The organism is Candidatus Frackibacter sp. WG13, from assembly GCF_900114655.1.
Taxonomy (GTDB): Bacteria; Bacillota; Halanaerobiia; order Halobacteroidales; family Acetohalobiaceae; genus Frackibacter.
In genome coordinates this window covers 100,497-122,138 of record NZ_FOTT01000002.1, presented here as the reverse complement: position 1 = coordinate 122,138, position 21,642 = coordinate 100,497, and the positions used below count along the sequence as shown (strand labels likewise).

Below are 21,642 nucleotides of genomic sequence, written 5' to 3'. Positions count from 1 at the left end.
GTTGACTCCTCCTTATTATTCTAATTCAAAAATTAATTAAACGGAAAATTAGCTTCTAACTCTAATTGATATTCATTCTGATTATTTATAGAGCCATCCAAAATAATATCCTTTAATCCGTCGATCATCTGATACTCAAAGCCAATTGAACGTTCTTCCTCTTCATTAAAGACGTGATTATACTTAACAAATAGTTCATCTGTTAAATATTTGCCCATTCTAAACTTCCAATTATCTCCTAAGCCTGAATAAATCTTAAACTCATCAAGGCTCCATTTAGCTTCTAAAGTTTCTTCAATATTTGAGAATAACTCAACTCTAATTCCAGTCTCAATCATTCTCCATAGCTCATCTTGAATTATCTCTTCATAATTCCCATTTAAAAGACTGCCTAAGCCTCCTCGACTAGCTAATAGATTAATGATCTCTTTTTGACTTAAAGGTGGATCAGATTCAAAATTAATATTCATCTGGTTGGCAGGACCATTTAACTTCAGCGTAATTTGAACCTCGTCAGTTTTAGTTAATTCATTAGAATTATCGTTCTGTTGTTGAGTCAAATTAACTATTTCTGTCTTAGCTACTAAATTAAGTTCTGGGATATAACGTTTGTAGTTATCAAAATTAGCTACTCCTGATTGTAATTCAAAATCTGTATTATAATAGTTAAAGTTACCTGTCTTAGACCTTAACTTACCATTTAACTCTAAACCGTTTTCAGTCGTAACTAGTTGTAATTCACCTTCTTCAACCAAAATATCTATATTATCATTATAAACCTTCACATCTTCATTAGGCGTAATTCTTAGGTCGAATTTAGGTCTAATAAATGGATCAGAACTTGCTGAACCAGTTGGCCACTTAAATGGTATTAATATCTTAGTATCATGAGCTAATATATTACCACTTATTAATGGTTGCTGTAAAGTTCCGGTCACTGTCAAGTTGGCATCATTCTCCCCTTGCCATGAGCCGTGAGAAATAGGGATATCATTACCATCAAAATTTATATTAAGCTTACCAAAGTTCCAATCATTAAGTGCAATCTTTCCTCTAGTCCTAAATCTACCTCCTCCATAATGACCATTCAATCGCCTAATATTTATACTTTGCCCTTCAATATCTAAATTTCCTTTTAAATCATTAATTTTTGCTGATAGATTAGCTGCATTTAATTCCTCAGCCGCTACTTCTAATTGACCAGTAAAGTATGGCTCTTCTCTACTTCCAAAGACAGTCAACGATAAATTGCTTCGCCCCTTAACTACTCTATACCCCTCTAACCAAGATGATAATATACTTAAATCACCTTGCTTCAAGTCAGCATCAATATAAAGCGGGGCACTTTTAGATAACAGAGGAAAATAACCATTAATAATTACTAAATTCTCTTCATTAAGTGAAAGTTTCAGTGGTTTAGTCAACTTTATTTGACTACCTTCTTCTAAAACCCAACTTCCTCTTAATGAATCATAATGTTGCTTTCCAATATAACCATCTTTAATCTTAATATCTGAATTAATCCTTAAACTACTTAATTTCCCTTTTAAATCTGCTTGTGCCTGTAGACTTCCTAATAATTGCGTTTCTATTGGAATAAACTTATTAAAAGGAGCCAAAGAAAACCTATTAGCATCCAAATGTAAATCTGCTCCTGTATTAAAATCATAGTCCCCATTAATAATTAAGTATCCGTCTTGGTCCATATCTTCTAACAGAATACGTCCTTTAATTTGGGGAGCAATAAATTTACCATCAATCTCTACTGTACCAAAGAAGTTATGAGGGATTTCATATGCATTCTTTAATGGTAAAAACTCTGTTAATTCCTTTACTCTTCCATCAAACATCCTAATATTAAGGTTAGAAAATTCTTTTTCACCTATATCAACCTCACCATTTAATTCATACTCTGTCATCTCTTCATTGATTCTCAATTCCTTTAAGCTTACTATACTTTGATCATACGCAATATTCCCTTCAACACTTTGGAATTCATGTCCAACTATTACTACCTGCTCCAAATTGATTCTTCCAACTAACTCAGGTTTAGAAACAGAGCCTTTAAGTTGACCCATGAAATCTAACATGCCTCTTATATCCCTTAATTGTTCATAAGGAAGATTTACTTTGGCTAAATCTATCTCTTTACCTACTAGCTTAAAATTCAAATTACCATTCTGCTTTATCTTTCCATATCCTGTTACTTCTGTTTCAAAACTATTTAGTTCAAACTGCTTTATCTGTAATTCATTATCTTGCCAAATAAATTTCAAATAGCCAGACTCTAAATCAAAATCTCTTACCTGCCCTTCTAATAACCCTAAACGTCCTTCTGCCTTGATATTAGTAGACTGCCCACTTATCTTCACCTTACCATTTAATTTACTATTAATTCCAATAAGCCTTTGATTAGTAATTAATTTATATAAACTTTTAGAAGTTCCTCCCTTAGTACTTAAATCAAGGTTAAATTCTGGTTTATTTGCTAATCTTATATCTCCTTCTAACTCATATTTTGAATCTTGATGTTTTAAGATAACATTTTTTAACTCGATAGTCTTTGCATTATAATTAACTTCTCCTGTTACTTCTTTTAATCTTCTACCTCTATAACTTAAATTATCTATTTTAATATCTCCTGAAAACTTAGGAGAGTCTAAATTTCCTTTTAACTTTCCTTGTAAATTAGCTACTCCCTGCAGGGTCTGATAATTATGTAACCCTGGTAAATTTGCGAGAGTAACATCCTCGGCTAAAATATCTAAATCTAAATTTTTATCAGTATCGATCATGCCACTAGCTTGCCATTTACTATCTTTAGTCTCCATAATTAAATCGCTGAAGACTAATTGTTGATCATTAAACCAAAAATTACTATTTAAACCGTTAAATTTATAACCTTTCCAATTACCGTCTTTTATCTGCGCACTGCCAAAAAGATTTAAATCAGCAAGAGCATTCTGACCACTAATTATTAGATTACCGTTTAATTTTCCAGTTAAATTTAATTTATTAGCTTCTAATTCTTTTAGATTAACTCCTTTTAAATCTAACGAAGCCGTATATAAAGCCTGATTAGACTTAGCCCAACTGATAGTCCCTTGACCATTAATCATCCCTTCAGCTAATTTAGCCTTTAAATCATTAATATTAATCAAAGCGTCTTTATAACTCAATTTAAATTGCATATCTTTAACTTGATATGAGTTGATTTTTCCACTAGATAGTATAAACTCCGTCTTTATTGTCGGATTATTTATAGGCCCCCTTAATTCACCATTAATAGTTGCTTGTCCTTTTAAATTTAATCCAGATGGCAACCAAGGCTCCAATATACTTAAAGCTAATTGTGAGCTATCATAATTTAAGTATAATTCAGGTTCGTGCCAATCCTTAACCACTCCATTTAATCTGAATTGAGAATTACCAATATTAGTTACTAACTTCTTAATGGAAATAACTCCTGGCTTAATAATTATTTCACTATCTTTAACCTGAATTTCATCAGCAAATCTATTAAGTTTAAATTCCCCTTGTTGTAACCTTAATTTTGCCTCATAATTAAGGTCCGATTTGAAACCAGACGTTAAATCTCCTGCTAAATTAATCTTTCCATTAATAATGCCTTTGGTTACTTCGATTTCTGTTCTTTGTAAATATTTCTGTAACTTGTTAGACAGAAGATTTATATTAAATTCATTTAAGTTAATACCTAGATTAAAGCTTTTCAAGTTAGTATGCATAACAATATTAATCTGATTCTTCTTAATACCAGGAATCTCTGCTCGTAAATTTCCCTGTAATCTACCTTGATTAAGTTGCAATTCTCCATTAATATCATTAACAGTCTTGATTTTATCAGTAATCTCACTAACTAAAATACCATTATTAATAGATAGGTCTATCTTTAAATCATTTGGTAATGAAAGAGAAGTTAAGCTTACTCCTTCCTTAGTATCTTCTTGGTAGTTCTTTATCCCATCAACTTTAATCCTTGGACTTACTACTTCAATCCTTCTAATGCTATTAATTATATCAGTTCGTTGTAATACTAAATCTAATAAATCATAAGAAAATTCAATCTTATCAATCGATAAATTATAATTATCTTCTTCATTTAATTTAAATTCTTTGAATATTAGTTTATTCAAACCTGCAATTTTAATCTCTTTTAATTTGACCTGCTGACCATATCTTTCCTCAATCTTTAAGAGTAGCTCACTCTTAATCCCTTTAGAAACTTCTTCCCAAGCAGATGATAGAGTGAAAAAAATGATGCCTATAATTAAAATTAACAGAAAGAAAGGTATTATGAACTTAGATTTCTTGGCTACTGGTATCATTCTATAGCCTCCAGTTTTAATCTCATGATTTCTTCAAACTACTCTTATAATATTATATCTCATCAAAATATGCAACACTTCTTTTCAGTTATTTATTTACATTTATACTAGTAAGTAACTATTGAATCATTAAAAAACAAGCCCGAACCGGACTTGTTTTTATATCTCTTTTAAGTTTTACTTTGACTCTGGTTATCTTCTTTAGCTTTAATCTCTATTTCTGTATCTATACTGCCTTCTAAAATATAATCAGTTGCAAAAGACTCTTCATACTCCGGATTAACTTCTTGTTCTTGATTTCCTTTCTTCTGTGCATTCGCATGGTTCCGGCTATCCTGCTGTGATTTTGGTGGTACTCCTTCGCCATTAACCGGAATTGCCTCCCCTTTATAATTCGGCATAATTTTGATTACTAAATCACTATTAATCTTCTGTTCTTTAAACGAGTCTATTACTTCTTCTAAATTTTTAAAGTTCTCATTCTTACCATAACCATATTCGGTCGCTTGTGGTTCTACCTCTTGTTGGGCCGTAAAGTTAGCTTCTCTCCCACCAATTAAAGTTATGTTCGCCACACCAGATTCTATATCCTCTGGCATCTTAAAACTATACTTTTTGATTATAGGCTCCGCACGATATGGTCGTAACTTAACTTCAAAATCAACTTTTTCACCTGGTTTTACTTTCTTCTGTAAAAAGTTAACTTCCTCTATTAGAGCAACCTGTGGTTCTTCTTTAACACTAATATCTAAATTAATGTTGACTAGATTAAGCTTTTGAAAAGGATTCTGGCTAATTAATGTCAGACCATGTAAGAAGTCATTTAGTGCTACCGAAGCTACATCTTGCTTACTATAAAAGATATTCTTTCGTTGAATAATATTTTCTTCTAAATTATTAACCATAATCTCCATCTTTACTTGAGCAGTTCCTCCACCGCGTCGGTCAATAGTTTGGTTAATGGCCTGATATACAACTGAACCTGCTAAAGACCCAATTAAATCTTCGTTCCTAATTAATTGAACAGTAATCTCTCGAGTCCGATTTAAATCCTTATCATTGACTGTCACTTTTAAAGGCACTACTTTAGGAAAAGTTCCTACCTTTCCACCTATACCTGCTGAACGGTCTTGGGTAATGATACCTTTTAAATCTGATGGCGTTCCTAATTTAAAAGGCATCTCTAAATTCTTAATCATTTGATGAATATATGCTGAAGATAAGAAATAATTACTATCTCCTGCCGCCATAAAACGATGACCAAATCCTAAAATACGATTTCCTTCTTTATACGTTAAAGTTCCAATAGCTGAAACATCAATATCTCCTCTAACTAATTGAACTGCAATCGCACTACCAGGCACTAATTTATTACTAGTTTTTTCTTTCGACCGCATTACACCACCGGTCTTAATCGGTTTTAAATTGTAGCTAGCTAATTCATCTGTTAGATAATTTAGCGCCTGCCCATCTAAACCATTAACCAATAACGGCGCCTGAACTGGATAAGCCACTTTATTATCCGCTACCTTAATCGGCTTTGATGGATCAGATAGATATGCTATTTCTTTCTTACTTATTTGGTCTAACTTCCAAATATCAAGCATATCTTGAATAGGAGTAACTAACCCTACCTTGTGGTCAGTCATCTGCCATCCATAACCAATAGCACCAATTAACTTATTATTAATATATACCGGACTACCGCTCATACCTGCTGCTATTCCACCAGTCTCTTCAATTAAATCACCGCTAACTCTAACAAGGATTAAACCTCGCTTTATCCCTTTATTCTTTAAAACTCCTAGTACTTTAACTTTAAACTCTTCAACTTCCGTACCTGATACCACGGTCTTACCGATACCAGCCATTCCTTTCTGTACTTCTTCGATCGGCATAATCTGACGCTGATTAGCCTGTTCTTTAGCCAATATTGGTCCGTTAACCATTATTGAAGTAATAATCAATAAGCACATCAATAAACCTAATAAGAAAAACGACCTTCTCCGCAACTAAATCCCTTCCCTTCCTAACAAACCATTTCACTTTCCTTAAATACTACTATTACACACTATTATTATTACTAATTCCCTAAATCAATTATTCCAAACTATTACACATAATCTTCTAACTTACTTGAAGCGGTTGCACGTTAAGAATCTTACATAATTAATCGCTGACACCCAAAATTTCTATATTAATTATGCTCGAAATCTGATTATTTCTTTCTACTTAACTGTTCATAAAGTTTTTTCGCTAAATCTAGTTGGCCTGAATTAGAAATTCCCTTAACATACTCGCGGTCTAACCGCTCTCTAAATATATCCTCTTGTAACCCTCCATCTAAATAACTAGACTTTGGAACCGTTTTGCGCATCTCTTTTAACATCAAATTAACGAAGAGTTGTGAAAATTTTTGGGTTACTTCTTTTAACTTTGCTTCCTGGACTTTATCAGAATCTGTAACTTTATCTAAACCTGCACTTGACTCTTGTAAGTTATTGACTAACTCCTTAAACTCACTTACCTGTTGTTTATCCTTCTGAATCTGACCTTCAGCCTGTAATAGATTTAAATGCTGATTACTAGCAATCTTCATTTTAAATCACCTGCCTACTTTACATAATTTCTAGCTTAGCATGCAATGCTCCTGCTTCTTTAATAGCCTGTAAGATAGCTATAGTATCACGAGGAGTAGCTCCTACCCCGTTTAAAGCCTTAACAACATCAGCAATACTAGAACCTTTAGGAATGACTAATAAACTATCCTTCTCTTCCTTAGCCTTAATTTTAGTCTCTTTCTCTTTAGCAGTCTCACCACCAGATAACGGTGGTGGTTGTGAAATATTCTCTTGTGACGAAATAGTAACTGTTAAGTTACCGTGGGCTACTGAAACAGTAGAAATCCGTACATTATGTCCCATAACTATAGTCCCCGTTCTTTCATTAATAACTACTTTAGCTTCTGTATCAGGTCTCACAAGTAAACTATTTAATTGCGCTACGAAACTAACTTGGTTATCCTGATAATAACTAGGTATAGAGACTTCTACTCTTCCAGGGTCTATTGCTTGCGCAAAGTTATGACCAGCAGAGTTATAACCATACCGTTGATTGATTGAACTGGCAATCCTCTGAGCAGTCATGAAATTAGGATTATCTAATATTAGAGTTACTCCTTCATCACTACTAAAATCTGTCGTAACATTCTTTTCAATAATTGCACCATTAGGAATCATACCTACCGTAGTATGATTCCTCCGAATAGAGTTCCCGCCTTGACTAGCATTAAAACCGCCGATAGAAAGCGGTCCTTGTGCCATAGCATAGACTTCTTGCTGATTAGGTCCCGTTAAAGGAGTCATCAACAAGGTGCCCCCTTGCAGGCTATCTGCATCACCAATCGAAGCAACAGTTACGTTTATTCGGTCACCACTTCTACTATAAGGAGGCAATTCAGCGGTAACCATCACTGCGGCTACATTTTCAGACTGAGCTTGCGAAGGACTTAGATCAATCCCGAACCTTCTTAACATATTGGCCTTAGTCCTTGCTGTTAGTGCAGAACTACTATCGCCGCTACCATTTAAACCGACTACTAACCCATAACCTATCAGTTGATTAATCCTTACTCCTTGAATCCTAGTAATATCTTTAACCCTTACTAAAGGGTCTTGAAACGATTGCTGTCCTTTAGCAATAACCGGCAGAGCAAAGATAGAATTTAAGATTAAAACCATAAGTACTATAATTATCTTCTTATTAACTTTCATATTAAGTACACCTCTTTAAAAGATCCAATTTAATAGTCTAGTCAATAGACCTGGCCGTTGCTTATCACCAATTGCTCCGTTGCCTTTGTAATTAATCCTGCCGTTAGCTATCTTAGTCGAATCGATTATATTCTGTACACTGATATCTTCAGGTCTTACTATGCCTGACAATTCAATCTTCTGGGTTTCATTATTGATAGTAATCTCTTTAGTCCCATGGATCTTTAAGTTTCCATTAGGCAAGACTTTCTCAACTTGTACCGTCATCTGAGCACTTAAATTGCCACTTCGAGTAGTACTTCCGCTAGCTGATGAACTATCTTGTTGATCCATCTGAATCAACTTAATAAAGTCTAATAGCCCACCACCAGGACCTACTTGTAAATTATTACTCTGTGCTGTATCAGTATTTGCCTGTTGTGTTGCTGTTGATTGTTCACGAATAATGACTGTCAAGATATCACCAACTTCACGTGCTTTAGCTTCAGTATAAATTGAATTTTCATCTGAATATAACGAAGTAGCGAATAACGGATTAGTAACTAATACCAAGCTACATAATAATATCAAACTTACTACCAAACCTCTTTGCAAAAAAGTTTTCATATTTTCCACCTCAAAATTTATAAGATCACCTTCACGGTATTCTTTGCTAATACCTTAGCCATTAATTCCTGCCCGCTACTCATATTCTCAACTTTAATAATCTGTCCTTTTACACCTGACTCAAGAGCAATCCCTTTAGTACTAACCTTAACTTGACCTACTTCAGCGATAATCTTTACCTGTCTCCTTCGTTTGACTAAAGGAGGGATCTCTAATAAATTTCTAGTTAATACCTGCCCTGGATTAATTGTTCTTTCAGTTCTATAATTCTTGATAGAATCGAAATCAATAAATGGTTCATATCCATAAAGAGTAGAAATATCTATTCTCTCTAATTTGAAATCTGCTTTAGATATAGATTGATGTCGTTTAATTAAATCCTTTGCTACTAGTACCTCCTCGTAGGCTGTAACTTGAACCTGTATATACTCTTTTTTGGTCAGTCTACCATCAACATAGACTTCAACCGGAATCATACTGCTTCCGATCAAATCACGACTATAAAGCTGACCTATTCTCAAATCAACTTTACCGGTCGGCACCTTAATCTGACCATTAAGCCGTCCAACTTTAACCTCAACATCTTCAAGAGGTAAGTCTAAATTTTGCTGTATATACTCCCTAACCTTTGTAACTAACTCTTCTTTATCTAGAAGTTGATAAGGAGTAGTAACTCTAATCTGCTTAGGAATCTTATAATCAATTTCTCTAAGATTAAAACCAGCGTTCTGTATCAAAGCAAGAATATACTCTCGTTTTAAGACACTAGTATAACCCGGAAGAGGAGCTTGTCCTAAATTAATAGTAGCTAACCTTTGTTTAAACTGTTTATTCCCTTTAATAGTTGCTATATCACCTAGCTGCAAACTCCGTCCCTTAGCCTTCACTCTATAATCAATTTCAACTTTTGCTTCGGTCTTGCCTACAGCCACCGAACTACATACCAATACAAAGACTAAAATCAGGCCCATTACCTTCACTCTATTTAATGGCAACTGCCTCCACTTCCTCATTATTGATCAACTCACTTTATCTTTTTAAGTTATTAGCCTGTTGTAACATTTGGTCAGAAGCCTTAATTGCTTTAGAATTAATTTCATAAGCCCGTTGTGCTGCAATCATATTAACCATCTCTTCTACTACTTTTACATTTGACATCTCTAAATAGCCTTGCGCTAAAGTTCCAAAACCATCTTCGGCCGGTACTCCTGCGATCGGTTCGCCAGAAGCTGGGGTTTGAACAAATAGATTACGTCCAATGCTCTTTAAACCTGCTGCATTCGAAAAACGTGCCAATTCAATCTGACCAAGCTCTTCTAATTGACCGTTAGCTTGCTTAGCTAATACGTTTCCTTCAGCAGTTACCGTCACTTTAACTGAATCTTCAGGAATAGTGATTTCTGGTTGAATCGGATAGCCATCCGACGTTACTATACGACCATTATTATCTCTTTTTAATGACCCATCACGAGTATATGCAATCCGTCCATCTGGTCTTATTACTTGGAAGAAACCATCGCCTTCAATAGCAACATCTAAAGGGTTTCCAGTCTTTTTAAAGCTACCTTGTGAAAAGAGCTTCTGAGTAGCTGCTGGTCTTACACCATGCCCTACCTCTATTCCTGTTGGCACCTGTGAACCTTGGTTATTAGGTGTTCCTGCCGCTCGTAAAGATTGATACATCAAATCCTGAAAGTTAACCCGACTCTTCTTAAAACCACTAGTATTAACGTTCGCTAAATTATTGGAAATAGTGTCAATATTTAACTGTTGCGCCTTCATTCCGGTTGCTGCCGTCCATAATGATCTAATCATATCAATTATGACCTCCTATTTATGCACTCTCTATGCCTCTATTATTCTCTTAATCATTTCCTAATCCTGAATCGCTTCATTCAGTCCACGATTCTCGGCCTCTTTTTAAAAGTCCAGCCTTAACTTAAGTCTTTAAATCTATCTTCTTTAAGCTCTACCTACAGAATTAACTGTCTTTTCTAAACTCTTATCATAAGTCTTTACTATCCTCTGATTTGCCTCATAATGGCGTGTAGCCTCAATCATATTAGTCATCGATTCAACAACATTAACGTTTGCTGATTCTAAATAGCCTTGCTCAATATCACCAGTAGCAATAAACTGATTGCCTACATCCGGAGTAGCACGATATAAGCTATTCCCTTCTTTAACTAATCCATCATTTTGAGCAAAAGTTACTATCCGAATTTGGTCAATAATCTGCCCATCAACTACTAAATTATTACTATTATCCAATTGTACATCTTCACCTAAAGCCTCTAATGGCCCCGCCTGTCCTAAAACTAAATTGCCATTCTGAGTCACTACTTGTCCATTCTGATTCAATGTGAAATTACCATTTCTAGTGTATCTAATTCCTTGAGGAGTTTGAACTGTAAAGAACCCTTCACCAGTAATTGCCCAATCTAAAGGATTATCTGTCTTATGTAGTCCGCCTTCACTAAAATCAGTACTAGTTTCATCTACTTTAACACCTTGTCCTGTTTCACCAATCACTTTCCCATCTGGTAAGCGTCTTAATAACATTTCAGAAAACGACTTATTAACTGCTTCATCTTTCTTATAACCGGTGGTATTAGCATTAGCTAAATTGTTAGTAATTGTATTAGTACGTTTTAAAGCAGCATTCATTCCTGAAGCAGCAGTATACATCCCTCTTAACATAGCTTCACCTCACTTGTTAATTATTACTACTTAGTAATTAGATATTCCTCCTCATTATATCTTTTTCTATAATTTTTTTCACCTTACTTATTCAATATATTCGACATATAAACCCAAACTCCTGTTTAAAAAGTGAAAAAAAGCACGCTAATCGGCATCATTCTCGGACATATACTTCCTTTTAGTAGCCTCACCACCACGAATATGTCTCTCCGCCTTATTATACTCTAAAACCTCTTTAACTCTATCAGCCAACTGTCCATCTATCTTACTCAGCCTTTCAGTAATATCTTTATGAATCGTACTCTTACTCACCCCAAAGACCTTAGCAGCCTGTCTAACCGTAGCCTTCGTTTCATATATATAGTCACTCACTTCTAAAACTCTTTGATAAATATAATCTTTCATTAACTGTCCCTCCTAGCCCCTACTTGTTACTCCTTGCTAAATATATATGCAATAATAAACAAAATATGTTTTTTGGCTAGAAGAAGTTGGTAATACAAAAAACGATATATCCTCAGATATAATCTCAGAATATATCGCTCTATAAGATTAACTCGTTAATTAAGCAAATTTAATCATTAGATTGCAAGCATAATTAAGACATAATTTATACTACAACTAATCTATAAATCTAAATATTCATTAGGATTCAGTCGCTCTTTCCCTTTCCATAACTCAAAATGTAATGTAGGCTCTAAAACTAGACCTGAATCTCCTACTTCGCCGATAGCTTGTCCTGCTTTCACTTGTTGACCCTCTTCTAAATAATACTTGCTAGCATGTCCATAAACACTTTGAAAACCATTATTATGTTCTAAAATTAAGACAAACCCTAGATAATCATCTTCTTTTATCTCCTCTACCTTACCCGCAGCAACTGCCCTGATTGGAGTAGTTGGTGAAGCAGCAAAGTCAACACCTTCATGATAACGCCAATCTTCTAAGACTGGATGCTTGCTCCATCCGTATTGTCGTTTAACTTCTGTGCCTTTAATTGGTAAATTAAATTGTGGTCGAGGACTTGCTTGCTGTACTGCCTCCTGACTTTTTTCAGTTGCCTCTTCAGTTACCTTTTGAACTGCTTTGTTCTGTGTTACTTCGCTTCCCGTCTGTACTTTAGATCCTTCTAAACTTGTCGAATTTCTTTCAACTTCTAGTTCTTTCTCTGCATTATTTTGAGCAGGAATAGTTTCGTTAATAGTAATCTTCTCTTGATAAGTAGAATCAGAACCTGAATCATAAACGTTGCCTAAATATAAACCTCCAACTATAATTATAAATAGCATTGAAATAAGAAATTTCTTATTAGTTATGGTCTTAGTTAGAAATCTTTGCCATGAAAATTTATCTGCTAAATCCTGCATATTCTCTTTTAACTTTAATTTAATATCTTCTTTATCAGTTTTAATGAAAAAAGGGAATTTTTTATCATCTTTAGACATTTACCCCACCTCCATAATCTATTATATCCAGAGGTGTGATAAATATACACTTATTTACTTGAATTCTATTTTTTATTAATCAGCTAATCTTTTAACCTTGGCACCTGGATAATAATGTTTGAGAATTTCTAAATAATCATAACCTGCTCTTGCCATTCCATTAGCCCCGTATTGACTCATTCCTACTCCATGACCATTTCCTTTAGTAATAAATTTAATATAATCATTACTAATTTGATAAGTAAAATTAGTAGATTTTAAGTTTAATCTATCTCTTACCTCTCGTCCAGTTAAAATTTCATCAGCAATCCTAATACTTAAAACTCTTCCACTCCTACTTCGGGATATGATTTGAATCTTATTCTTTAAATTATTCCGTTCTTCCCACGACTTTAAACCTATCTTATCTGCAAATTCATCTAAAGTATACTTCATCTCATAGTGATTATAAGGCGAGCTATCTTCATAAGGACTACTGACAACCTGTAAATACGGAACATTCTTCCCCCAAACATTCTTAGCCATCGCTGTCCTCGCACCACTAGCAGAATGATAAGCTGCTAAAATTATTTGTCCATCATAAGTTAAGAAGACTCCTGATGTCTCTTCAACTGCTTTGCTAATCTTAAGCCAATACTTTAAACTTCCCCATTTTTGCAAAAGTTCTGATTTTGATAGCCAAGCTTGGTCTATATTACTATCAGCAGAAATTCTAATTACTCGACTACCACTTCCTTGCACTCTTCTCAAAGCATAAGTTCTTGCTGCTACTGCTTGTGCCTTAAGTGCCTCTAAATTAAAACTAGCAGGCATCTCTGCAGCTACTACTCCTTTCAGGTACTCTTCTAAACTTAAATTAAGCACCTGGTCTTCCGATATTTTAACTTTAACAGTAATCTGTTTATTATTCCTTAGTTCTGACAAGCCTTTAATTAAAACTGTCGGAATCCCCAGTAGAGTTATTAAATTAAAGATCAAAATAGCAATTATTACTTTCTTTATTTTAATTCCCTCCTAACTAGGCCTTATTAAACCTTATGCTATGCAAAGAAGGTATATACAAAAAACCATCATCCATAATGGATGATGGTCATTAATATATATTATGATTTAAAAATAAAAATGTTACATTAACTCTTCAACTCTATCTTAGCACCGATTCCTCTTAATTTTTCAGTAACATCCTCATAACCACGCTCTATATGATAAACATTATAAATCTCAGTCTCTCCTTCAGCGGCTAGACCAGCAATAATTAATGCTGCTCCTGCTCTTAAATCAGTTGCTTCAACCTGAGTCCCTTCTAAAGAAGCCTTTGCAACTACTGCACTTCTACCATCGACTTTTATTTGCGCTCCCATTCTTCTTAATTCATCAACATGTCCAAACCGATTTTCGAAGACAGTCTCAATTACTACATTTTCACCGCTAGCCTGAGTTAATAGAACCATAAACTGCGACTGCATATCGGTTGGAAAGCCAGGATAAGGCATAGTCTTAATATCCACACCAGATAATCCTTTATCAGCTTTTACTTTAACACGATTAACATCCTCAATTATTTCAATACCCATCTCTTTCAATTTTGAAATTAAAGAACGCACATGTTCTACTAAGACATTCTCTATTATTACTTCACCACTAATTGCAGCTGTTGCCATCATGTAAGTACCAACCTCAATCCGATCTGGAATAATTGTATAGTCAGTACCTATTAATTCTTTAACACCTTCAATCTTAATTATATCAGTTCCAGCTCCCTTAACCTTAGCGCCCATAACATTAAGATAGTTTGCTAAATCTATAATCTCTGGTTCACGAGCAACATTCTCAATAACTGTCTGCCCTTCAGCTAGAACCGCCGCTAACATTATATTCATCGTTGCTCCTACACTAGGGTAATCAAGATATATCTTAGCCCCTGTCAACCTATCTGCTTTTAATTTTACTAGCCCATGGTCTAACTCAACGTCTGCCCCTAAAGCGGAAAACCCTTTTAAGTGAAGGTCAATAGGTCGATTCCCAATCTCACAACCTCCAGGTAATACAGTACATGCTTCACCATATCTTCCTAATAACGCACCTAAAGTATAGTAAGAAGCTCTCAGCTTCCTAGCTAGGTCATCATCCGTCTGATACTTATTGACCGAATCAGCCTGAACCTGAATCATATTATTAGCAAAACTAGCTTCCGCTCCTAAGTCATTTAAGATATCAACTAAGTTATTTACATCTCTTAAGTCAGGAATTCCCTTAAGTACACTATCTCCTTTGGCTAATAAAGAAGCAGCAATAATCGGCAAAGCTGCATTCTTAGCACCACTAACATTAATCTTTCCTTGTAATCGTTCAGTTCCTTGAACTACTAATTTCTTCATCAATTCATTGCCTCCTGTTAGTAATTCTTATTTAAAATTTAATTATATTTAAATTATATATATGTGTATAGCGTTAGTTAGCTAATTAAATACTACTCCTTTATTTAGCTTCGTGATAATAATAAAATATCCTGCTTAAAAATGATAAATGATTAATAATTTAGTGCTTACAAGCACAAGAGTTGTTAAATAATCCCTCCCACCAGTCTATCTTCTTAAAATTAATTAATTCCTCTGGGGCTTTTTCAGTAATCTTTTCATAACAATCTTTACATATTTTGTCACCAATGCTCTCTAATAATTCAACAGGTAATCCTAATTCTTTAAATTTCTTCTCTTTATCTATTACTTTAATTTGATCACTATTAACCGCGTGGTCACTAACTACTACTAACCCAATATCTCCTTTAAGCTCTGGCGAATCTAATTTTTTAAACGAAAGTTCATTTTCACGTGCTAATTCAATATACTTCTTAGCCGCTTCTAAATTAGCCTTACGATGAATAATTAATTTTTTTGCTTCCGAATTCTTAATTGCTTCTAAAATTTCAGGATAAACACCTGGTTCCGCAATCTGCTCAAAAGTTAAAGATTTAATAACCCTCTCTTTAAACTCACCTAAATATCTTCTCTTCTCTCCTTTTCTAAGCTCCGGCTCTCCATGAACTCCTGCTGAAACTACCTGCTCTAACTCACTTTTATTCTGATTAATTGTAGCCTCTCTTTCTACATCCCTCTGCTTAGAACACAATAATATCTCCTCCCTAGGATATATTATTCCTAATTAAGCGAATTTCATGATTAAACATCAACCATAATCAAGAACAAAGTTACCCGTAATTTAAAATCAAGTATAATTTCCTATGCGATAAAAAAAGAAGAGTAAGAGATACTCTCTTACTCCCCTTTAGCTACCTTAATTCTATTTATCGCTCTTTCTAAAGCTGCCTCAGCTCTGGCCTCATTAATACTAGGCCCCCCTTGCTGCAAGCGTTTCTTAGCTCTCTCTTTAGCTTGTTTAGCTCGTTCAACATCAATTTCGCTAGGAAATTCTGCTGCATCAGCTAAGATATTTACCTGGTCTGGCTTCACTTCAACGAAACCACCACTAGTAGATATCTCTAACTCTTCTCCATTATTTTTAATTCTTATTGAACCAACTTGTAATCCTGTAATTAAAGGAGCGTGTTTAGGTAGGACACCTAAGTCCCCATCTATAGCAGGAACTATCACCATATCGACGTCTTCACTATAAAGAACCCGCTCCGGAGTTACGACGTCAAGCTGGATAGTTTTAGCCATTATTATTCACTTCCTTTTATTTTCTTCGCCTTTTCTAATACCTGGTCTATACCGCCTACCATGTAGAAGGCTTCCTCTGGTATATCATCATGCTTACCGTCTAAGATTTCTTCAAACCCTCTAATATTCTCTTCAAGCGGTACATACTCTCCAGGCACACCAGTAAAGTGCTCTGCAACAAAGAATGGCTGTGATAAGAATCTTTCAATCTTACGAGCTCTCTCTACTGTTAACTTATCTTCAGGTGATAATTCATCCATACCTAAGATAGCAATAATATCTTGTAAATCTTGGTATCTCTGTAAAGTTTCCTGTACTCTACGAGCAATCTCATAATGCTTGTCACCAAGAATACCTGGTTCAAGAATTGTAGATGAGGAATCTAATGGGTCAACTGCTGGATAGATACCTTTCTCAGTAAGCGCTCTTGACAATACCGTTGTCGCATCTAAATGCGCAAAAGTTGTTGCTGGAGCCGGGTCAGTTAAGTCATCTGCAGGTACGTAAATAGCCTGAACAGATGTAATTGAACCTTTATTAGTAGAAGTAATCCGTTCCTGCAGGGCACCTACGTCTGTTGCTAATGTTGGCTGATAACCTACCGCAGAAGGCATTCTACCAAGTAAAGCGGATACCTCAGATCCTGCCTGTACAAATCGGAAAATATTATCGATAAAGAGTAATACGTCCTGTCCTAACTCATCACGGAAGTGCTCCGCCATTGTTAGACCTGTAAGTCCTACTCTCATCCGTGCTCCAGGCGGCTCATTCATCTGACCATAAGCTAGAGCAACCTTATCTAATACTCCTGATTCTTTCATTTCTAACCATAAATCATTACCTTCACGAGTTCTTTCACCTACACCGGCAAATACAGAATAACCACCGTGCTCAGTAGCAATTCGGTTAATTAACTCCATAATTAATACTGTCTTACCTACACCAGCACCACCGAATAGACCTACCTTACCACCTTCAGCATACGGTGCTAACAAGTCAACTACCTTAATTCCTGTTTCAAAGACCTCTACAGAAGGGCTCTGCTCATCAAAATTTGGTGCTTCTTTATGAATTGGACTATATTCCTTAGCACCTACCTCTCCTTGTTCATCAATAGGATCTCCTAATACATTGAAGATACGCCCTAAGCATTCTTCACCTACAGGAATAGAGATTGGCTCTCCTGTATTAACAGCATCCATCCCTCGTACTAAACCATCAGTAGAAGACATCGCTACACCTTTAACTCTACTATCACCAACCTGGTGCATAATCTCTACTGTAACATCTATGCCTCTATCTTCATCAATAATTTCAACAGCATCATAAACATTTGGTAGCGCTTCAGAATCAAACTCACATTCCACTACTGGCCCAATAACTTCGACTATTCGTCCAATATTTGGGTCCTTATTCTCACTCATTCTAATACCTCCTTCGTATCATTTCAAACTTTAGTCTAATGCTTCTGCACCGGCAGCAATCTCAGAAATTTCCTGTGTAATCTCTGCCTGTCTTGCGCGGTTAAATGATAATGTTAAATCATCAATTATCTCTTCAGCATTCTCAGTTGCTGAATCCATAGCAGTCATTCGTGAAGCAAATTCACTAGCTTTTGCTTCTAATAATGCACTGTACATTATATTACGTATATACTTAGGTATAATCGCATCTAATACTTTTCCAGGTGAAGGTTCATAAATATACTCACTCTGTAGCCCCTCTTCTTCTATATCATCTGGTTGAACCGGTAATAGTTGTATCGATTTAACATCATGGTCAAGCACAGTGTTAAATTGAGTATAGATTAAGTATACTTTGTCAAAGACATTCTCTTGATAAAAATCAATTATCTCTTCAGCTATATCCTTAGCTCTTCTAACCGAAGGATTATCATCAAGATGAAGGTATTCTGAAACAATTTCTACACCATTTCTTCGAAAGTAATTTCTCCCTTTCTTCCCAATGGCAATAACACCTATATTATCTTCGTTATTTGTTTCTTCTTCTACCTCTCTTAAAACTCTAGAATTATAAGGACCACAAAGGCCACGGTCACCAGTAATGACTATATAACCAACCTTCTCCACCTGTTCTCTTTCTTCTAAGAGCGGATGTAAATCTCCCTCTATTCTACCCGTAACATCTATTAAGGCCTGTCGAGTCTTTTTGAAGAAAGGTTTAGCAGCTTCTGCACCTTCTTGAGCTTTTCTTAATTTAGCTGCCGCTACTAGCTTCATAGCTCGTGTTATCTTTTTAGTGTTCTCAACACTATTAATCTTTCGCTTAATATCGCGCATGGTTTGCATAATGATCACCTCACTTTTTTAGGAGATCAAATTAATCTCTATATCATATATTTAAGCAGTCTCGTTAGTCTTATCATTAGTTACAAAGGTCTTCTTAAACTCTTCAATAGCAGAAACCAACTTCTCTTCAACATCTTCCTCTAACTCTCCTGTATCAGCAATCGTTTCTGGGATTTCAGAGTAATTACTATGAACAAATCCTAATAGCTCTTCTTCAAAACGATTAATATCATCTACAGGAATATCATCCATATATCCTTTCGTTACAGTATAAATACTGATTACCTGGTCTTCTACTTCCATTGGACTATTCTCAGGCTGAGTTAAAACTTCAACTACTCTATCACCACGAGCTAACTTCTGCTGAGTTGCTTCATCTAAATCAGAACCGAACTGTGCAAAAGCTTCTAACTCACGATACTGAGATAAATCCAAACGTAATGTACCAGCTACATCTTTCATTGCTCCTATCTGGGCATCTCCACCAACTCGAGATACAGAGATACCTACGTTAATCGCTGGTCTTACACCAGAATAGAACAATTCACTCTCTAAGTATATCTGACCATCAGTAATCGAAATAACGTTTGTTGGAATATAAGCTGAAACGTCTCCAGCCTTAGTTTCGATAACAGGTAAAGCTGTTAAAGAACCTCCACCTAAATCATCATTCAACTTCGCTGCTCTCTCTAATAATCTAGAATGTAAGTAGAAAACATCACCTGGATAAGCTTCTCGCCCTGGTGGTCTTCTTAATAATAGTGACATTTCACGATAGGCAACGGCATGTTTAGATAAATCATCGTAAATAACTAATACATCTTTGCCGTTATGCATAAATTCTTCACCCATTGCACAACCAGCATATGGTGCGATATACTGTAAAGGTGCTGGATCACTAGCATTAGCAGCAACTACGATAGTATTCTCCATAGCTTGGTTATCTTCTAACCTATTTACTACCTGTGCTACTGTAGATGCTTTCTGTCCAATCGCAACATAGATACAAATTACGTCTTTATCTTTCTGATTAATAATAGTATCGATACCGATTGCTGTCTTACCAGTCTTACGGTCACCGATAATTAACTCCCGCTGTCCACGACCAATCGGTACTAATGAGTCAATCGCTTTTAATCCAGTTTGTAGCGGAACCTTAACCGGTGTTCTATCAATAATACCTGGTGCATCTGATTCTACTGGTCGTTTCTTATCTGTATCAATAGGTCCTTTACCATCAATCGGCTCACCTAAAGCGTTAACTACTCGTCCTATTAAATTTTCACCTACTGGAACGTCTACAAGCTCCCCTGTTCTTTCAACAGTGTCGCCCTCTTCAATCTCTGTTTCGTCACCTAAAATTACACAACCAATACTATCTTCTTCTAAGTTTAATGCCATTCCATAAACTCCACTAGAAAACTTTAATAATTCTCCAGCCATGGCATCTTCTAATCCATGAATCTGTGAAATACCGTCACCAACATTTAATACAGTACCAACACTAACTGTCTTTAAATCCTTCTCATATCCTTCAATCTGCTGCTTAATGATGGAACTAATTTCTTCCGGTCTTAGCTTCATCGAATTAATTCACCCCTAACTTACTTGCTTCTATTTTATTAAGATTATCTTTCATAACCTGGAGATGCTTATAAAGACTGCCATCGATCACTTTATCTCCTATTTTAAGAACTAAACCACCGATTAAATTAGAGTCAACCTTAGGTTCTAATCTAACTTCTTTCCCCGTCAACTGTTCTAACTTATTCTTTAGCCTAGTCTTGTTAGTAGCAGAGAGTGTAAAGGCAGACTTCACTTCCACTTCTAATATCTCATTTGCTTCATTCGCCAACTCTATGTAGCGTTCTAAAATAGATTCTAAAAACTTTTCCCGCCTCTTATCAATTAAAAGCTTAAGGAAGTGTAACAAAATTTTAGAAACTTCTGAACCAAAGAGTTCATCTAACAACCTCTTCTTCTTATCACGTGAAATTTGTGGATGATAGATGACATCATTTAACTCTTCATGCTCTTTAATGGCTTCCACAACTTCAGTCAATTCAGTCTGGATATCTTGTAACTTCCCTTTCTCAACAGCCAATTCAAATAAAGCTCGCCCATATTTTTTAGCTACTTGATTACTTAACATTTAGCCTCACCTATCTTCTCACCATCTAATTTGTCGATATATTCACTTACAATCTGCTGTTGAGCTTGCTGATCAATAGACTTTTCAATTAACTTCTGTGCAATTAAAATAGAAACGCTTGCCACTTCATCACGAAGTTCAGAAACTGCTTGCTTCTTAGCGCGAACAATCTCTTCTTCAGCTCGCTTTAGCTTTCTGTTTGCTTCTTCATTTGCTTCCTTAATAATATCCTTCTTTTCCTCTTCACCTTGCTGTCTTGCTTTATTTATAATTGCTTGTGCTTCTTGACGAGCGTTAGCTAATTCATTCTCATACTTCTGTTTTAAATCTTCTGCTTCCTCTCGTTTCTTATCTGCTTCAGTTAATGTATTCTCAATCTTATTCTTTCGCTTTTCTAGCGCCTCAGTAATAGGACCATAAAGATACTTAATTAATAAGAATAACAAAATAAAGAAGTTAACTATTTCCCAAAACATTCCCCAGTCAATACTTACCATATTCTTAGCCCCTCCTTTCCAAAATATATATTCAGAAATTCAAAGATATTCATTATCAACTCTTGTCCTCTTTAAAACAAAGATAACCATGATAACTGAAAGGAAATATAAGGAAAGAAAAGCACAATTAC

19 protein-coding genes are annotated in these 21,642 nt (G+C 35.2%); all 19 read right to left on the bottom strand.

Features of this window, described 5'->3' with window-relative positions; genetic code table 11:
* Window positions 1-32: 32 nt before the first annotated feature.
* Window positions 33-4,346, bottom strand: coding sequence for a translocation/assembly module TamB domain-containing protein (locus tag BM077_RS02140; protein WP_090095112.1), 4,314 nt, complete (start codon window positions 4,344-4,346; stop codon window positions 33-35).
* A 170-nt stretch (window positions 4,347-4,516) separates the two neighbouring features.
* The gene (locus tag BM077_RS02135; RefSeq protein ID WP_089747805.1) at window positions 4,517-6,358 is read right to left on the bottom strand and encodes a SpoIVB peptidase S55 domain-containing protein; all 1,842 of its coding nucleotides are present in this window, start codon (window positions 6,356-6,358) and stop codon (window positions 4,517-4,519) included.
* A 206-nt stretch (window positions 6,359-6,564) separates the two neighbouring features.
* The gene (locus BM077_RS02130; protein WP_089747807.1) at window positions 6,565-6,945 is read right to left on the bottom strand and encodes a rod-binding protein; all 381 of its coding nucleotides are present in this window, start codon (window positions 6,943-6,945) and stop codon (window positions 6,565-6,567) included.
* Between the two features lie 19 nt (window positions 6,946-6,964).
* Window positions 6,965-8,119, bottom strand: a complete 1,155-nt coding sequence (locus BM077_RS02125; RefSeq protein WP_089747809.1) for a flagellar basal body P-ring protein FlgI — start codon at window positions 8,117-8,119, stop codon at window positions 6,965-6,967.
* Between the two features lie 15 nt (window positions 8,120-8,134).
* Window positions 8,135-8,725 (bottom strand): flagellar basal body L-ring protein FlgH, encoded by a 591-nt coding sequence (locus tag BM077_RS02120; protein WP_089747811.1) that lies wholly within the window; start codon window positions 8,723-8,725, stop codon window positions 8,135-8,137.
* Window positions 8,726-8,742: 17 nt separating this feature from the next.
* Entirely contained in the window at window positions 8,743-9,720 is a 978-nt protein-coding gene (gene flgA / locus BM077_RS02115; protein WP_176941594.1) for a flagellar basal body P-ring formation chaperone FlgA, read from the bottom strand.
* Between the two features lie 34 nt (window positions 9,721-9,754).
* A complete protein-coding gene (flgG, locus tag BM077_RS02110) occupies window positions 9,755-10,540 on the bottom strand; it encodes a flagellar basal-body rod protein FlgG (RefSeq protein WP_089747816.1) in 786 nt (261 codons plus the stop codon).
* 147 nt (window positions 10,541-10,687) lie between these two features.
* On the bottom strand, window positions 10,688-11,425 hold the full coding sequence (flgF, locus tag BM077_RS02105) for a flagellar basal-body rod protein FlgF (protein ID WP_089747819.1): 738 nt from the start codon (window positions 11,423-11,425) through the stop codon (window positions 10,688-10,690).
* 147 nt (window positions 11,426-11,572) lie between these two features.
* A complete protein-coding gene (gene spoIIID / locus BM077_RS02100; RefSeq protein WP_089747821.1) occupies window positions 11,573-11,833 on the bottom strand; it encodes a sporulation transcriptional regulator SpoIIID in 261 nt (86 codons plus the stop codon).
* Window positions 11,834-12,054: 221 nt separating this feature from the next.
* Entirely contained in the window at window positions 12,055-12,873 is an 819-nt protein-coding gene (locus BM077_RS02095) for a M23 family metallopeptidase (protein ID WP_089747823.1), read from the bottom strand.
* A gap of 75 nt (window positions 12,874-12,948) precedes the next feature.
* Complete coding sequence (spoIID, locus tag BM077_RS02090) at window positions 12,949-13,851, bottom strand: stage II sporulation protein D (protein ID WP_255361529.1); 903 nt, start codon at window positions 13,849-13,851, stop codon at window positions 12,949-12,951.
* 152 nt (window positions 13,852-14,003) lie between these two features.
* Complete coding sequence (locus BM077_RS02085) at window positions 14,004-15,251, bottom strand: UDP-N-acetylglucosamine 1-carboxyvinyltransferase (protein WP_089747826.1); 1,248 nt, start codon at window positions 15,249-15,251, stop codon at window positions 14,004-14,006.
* A 160-nt stretch (window positions 15,252-15,411) separates the two neighbouring features.
* On the bottom strand, window positions 15,412-16,002 hold the full coding sequence (locus BM077_RS02080) for a YueI family protein (RefSeq protein ID WP_089747828.1): 591 nt from the start codon (window positions 16,000-16,002) through the stop codon (window positions 15,412-15,414).
* Window positions 16,003-16,148: 146 nt separating this feature from the next.
* Window positions 16,149-16,553, bottom strand: a complete 405-nt coding sequence (locus BM077_RS02075) for a F0F1 ATP synthase subunit epsilon (RefSeq protein ID WP_089747830.1) — start codon at window positions 16,551-16,553, stop codon at window positions 16,149-16,151.
* A 2-nt stretch (window positions 16,554-16,555) separates the two neighbouring features.
* Complete coding sequence (atpD, locus tag BM077_RS02070) at window positions 16,556-17,977, bottom strand: F0F1 ATP synthase subunit beta (protein ID WP_089747833.1); 1,422 nt, start codon at window positions 17,975-17,977, stop codon at window positions 16,556-16,558.
* Window positions 17,978-18,007: 30 nt separating this feature from the next.
* Window positions 18,008-18,862: an ATP synthase F1 subunit gamma gene (atpG, locus tag BM077_RS02065; RefSeq protein WP_089747835.1), complete on the bottom strand. Its 855-nt coding sequence runs from the start codon at window positions 18,860-18,862 to the stop codon at window positions 18,008-18,010.
* A gap of 51 nt (window positions 18,863-18,913) precedes the next feature.
* Window positions 18,914-20,446, bottom strand: coding sequence for a F0F1 ATP synthase subunit alpha (gene atpA, locus BM077_RS02060; RefSeq protein ID WP_089747837.1), 1,533 nt, complete (start codon window positions 20,444-20,446; stop codon window positions 18,914-18,916).
* Window positions 20,447-20,450: 4 nt separating this feature from the next.
* Window positions 20,451-21,014 (bottom strand): F0F1 ATP synthase subunit delta, encoded by a 564-nt coding sequence (locus tag BM077_RS02055; protein WP_089747840.1) that lies wholly within the window; start codon window positions 21,012-21,014, stop codon window positions 20,451-20,453.
* Window positions 21,008-21,511, bottom strand: coding sequence for a F0F1 ATP synthase subunit B (gene atpF, locus BM077_RS02050; RefSeq protein ID WP_089747842.1), 504 nt, complete (start codon window positions 21,509-21,511; stop codon window positions 21,008-21,010). The genes BM077_RS02055 and atpF overlap by 7 nt, the downstream gene beginning before the upstream one ends.
* Window positions 21,512-21,642: the final 131 nt, after the last annotated feature.

Excerpts from the sequence above, each read along its gene's own strand:
- BM077_RS02085 (WP_089747826.1), bottom strand. The coding sequence starts at position 15,251 with ATGAAGAAATTAGTAGTTCAAGGAACTGAACGATTACAAGGAAAGATT.
- BM077_RS02120 (WP_089747811.1), bottom strand. The coding sequence starts at position 8,725 with ATGAAAACTTTTTTGCAAAGAGGTTTGGTAGTAAGTTTGATATTATTA.
- flgG (WP_089747816.1), bottom strand. The coding sequence starts at position 10,540 with ATGATTAGATCATTATGGACGGCAGCAACCGGAATGAAGGCGCAACAG.
- flgF (WP_089747819.1), bottom strand. The coding sequence starts at position 11,425 with ATGTTAAGAGGGATGTATACTGCTGCTTCAGGAATGAATGCTGCTTTA.
- spoIIID (WP_089747821.1), bottom strand. The coding sequence starts at position 11,833 with ATGAAAGATTATATTTATCAAAGAGTTTTAGAAGTGAGTGACTATATA.
- BM077_RS02125 (WP_089747809.1), bottom strand. The coding sequence starts at position 8,119 with ATGAAAGTTAATAAGAAGATAATTATAGTACTTATGGTTTTAATCTTA.
- BM077_RS02075 (WP_089747830.1), bottom strand. The coding sequence starts at position 16,553 with ATGGCTAAAACTATCCAGCTTGACGTCGTAACTCCGGAGCGGGTTCTT.
- BM077_RS02055 (WP_089747840.1), bottom strand. The coding sequence starts at position 21,014 with ATGTTAAGTAATCAAGTAGCTAAAAAATATGGGCGAGCTTTATTTGAA.
- atpF (WP_089747842.1), bottom strand. The coding sequence starts at position 21,511 with ATGGTAAGTATTGACTGGGGAATGTTTTGGGAAATAGTTAACTTCTTT.
- atpG (WP_089747835.1), bottom strand. The coding sequence starts at position 18,862 with ATGCAAACCATGCGCGATATTAAGCGAAAGATTAATAGTGTTGAGAAC.
- BM077_RS02095 (WP_089747823.1), bottom strand. The coding sequence starts at position 12,873 with ATGTCTAAAGATGATAAAAAATTCCCTTTTTTCATTAAAACTGATAAA.
- atpD (WP_089747833.1), bottom strand. The coding sequence starts at position 17,977 with ATGAGTGAGAATAAGGACCCAAATATTGGACGAATAGTCGAAGTTATT.
- BM077_RS02140 (WP_090095112.1), bottom strand. The coding sequence starts at position 4,346 with ATGATACCAGTAGCCAAGAAATCTAAGTTCATAATACCTTTCTTTCTG.
- BM077_RS02130 (WP_089747807.1), bottom strand. The coding sequence starts at position 6,945 with ATGAAGATTGCTAGTAATCAGCATTTAAATCTATTACAGGCTGAAGGT.
- atpA (WP_089747837.1), bottom strand. The coding sequence starts at position 20,446 with ATGAAGCTAAGACCGGAAGAAATTAGTTCCATCATTAAGCAGCAGATT.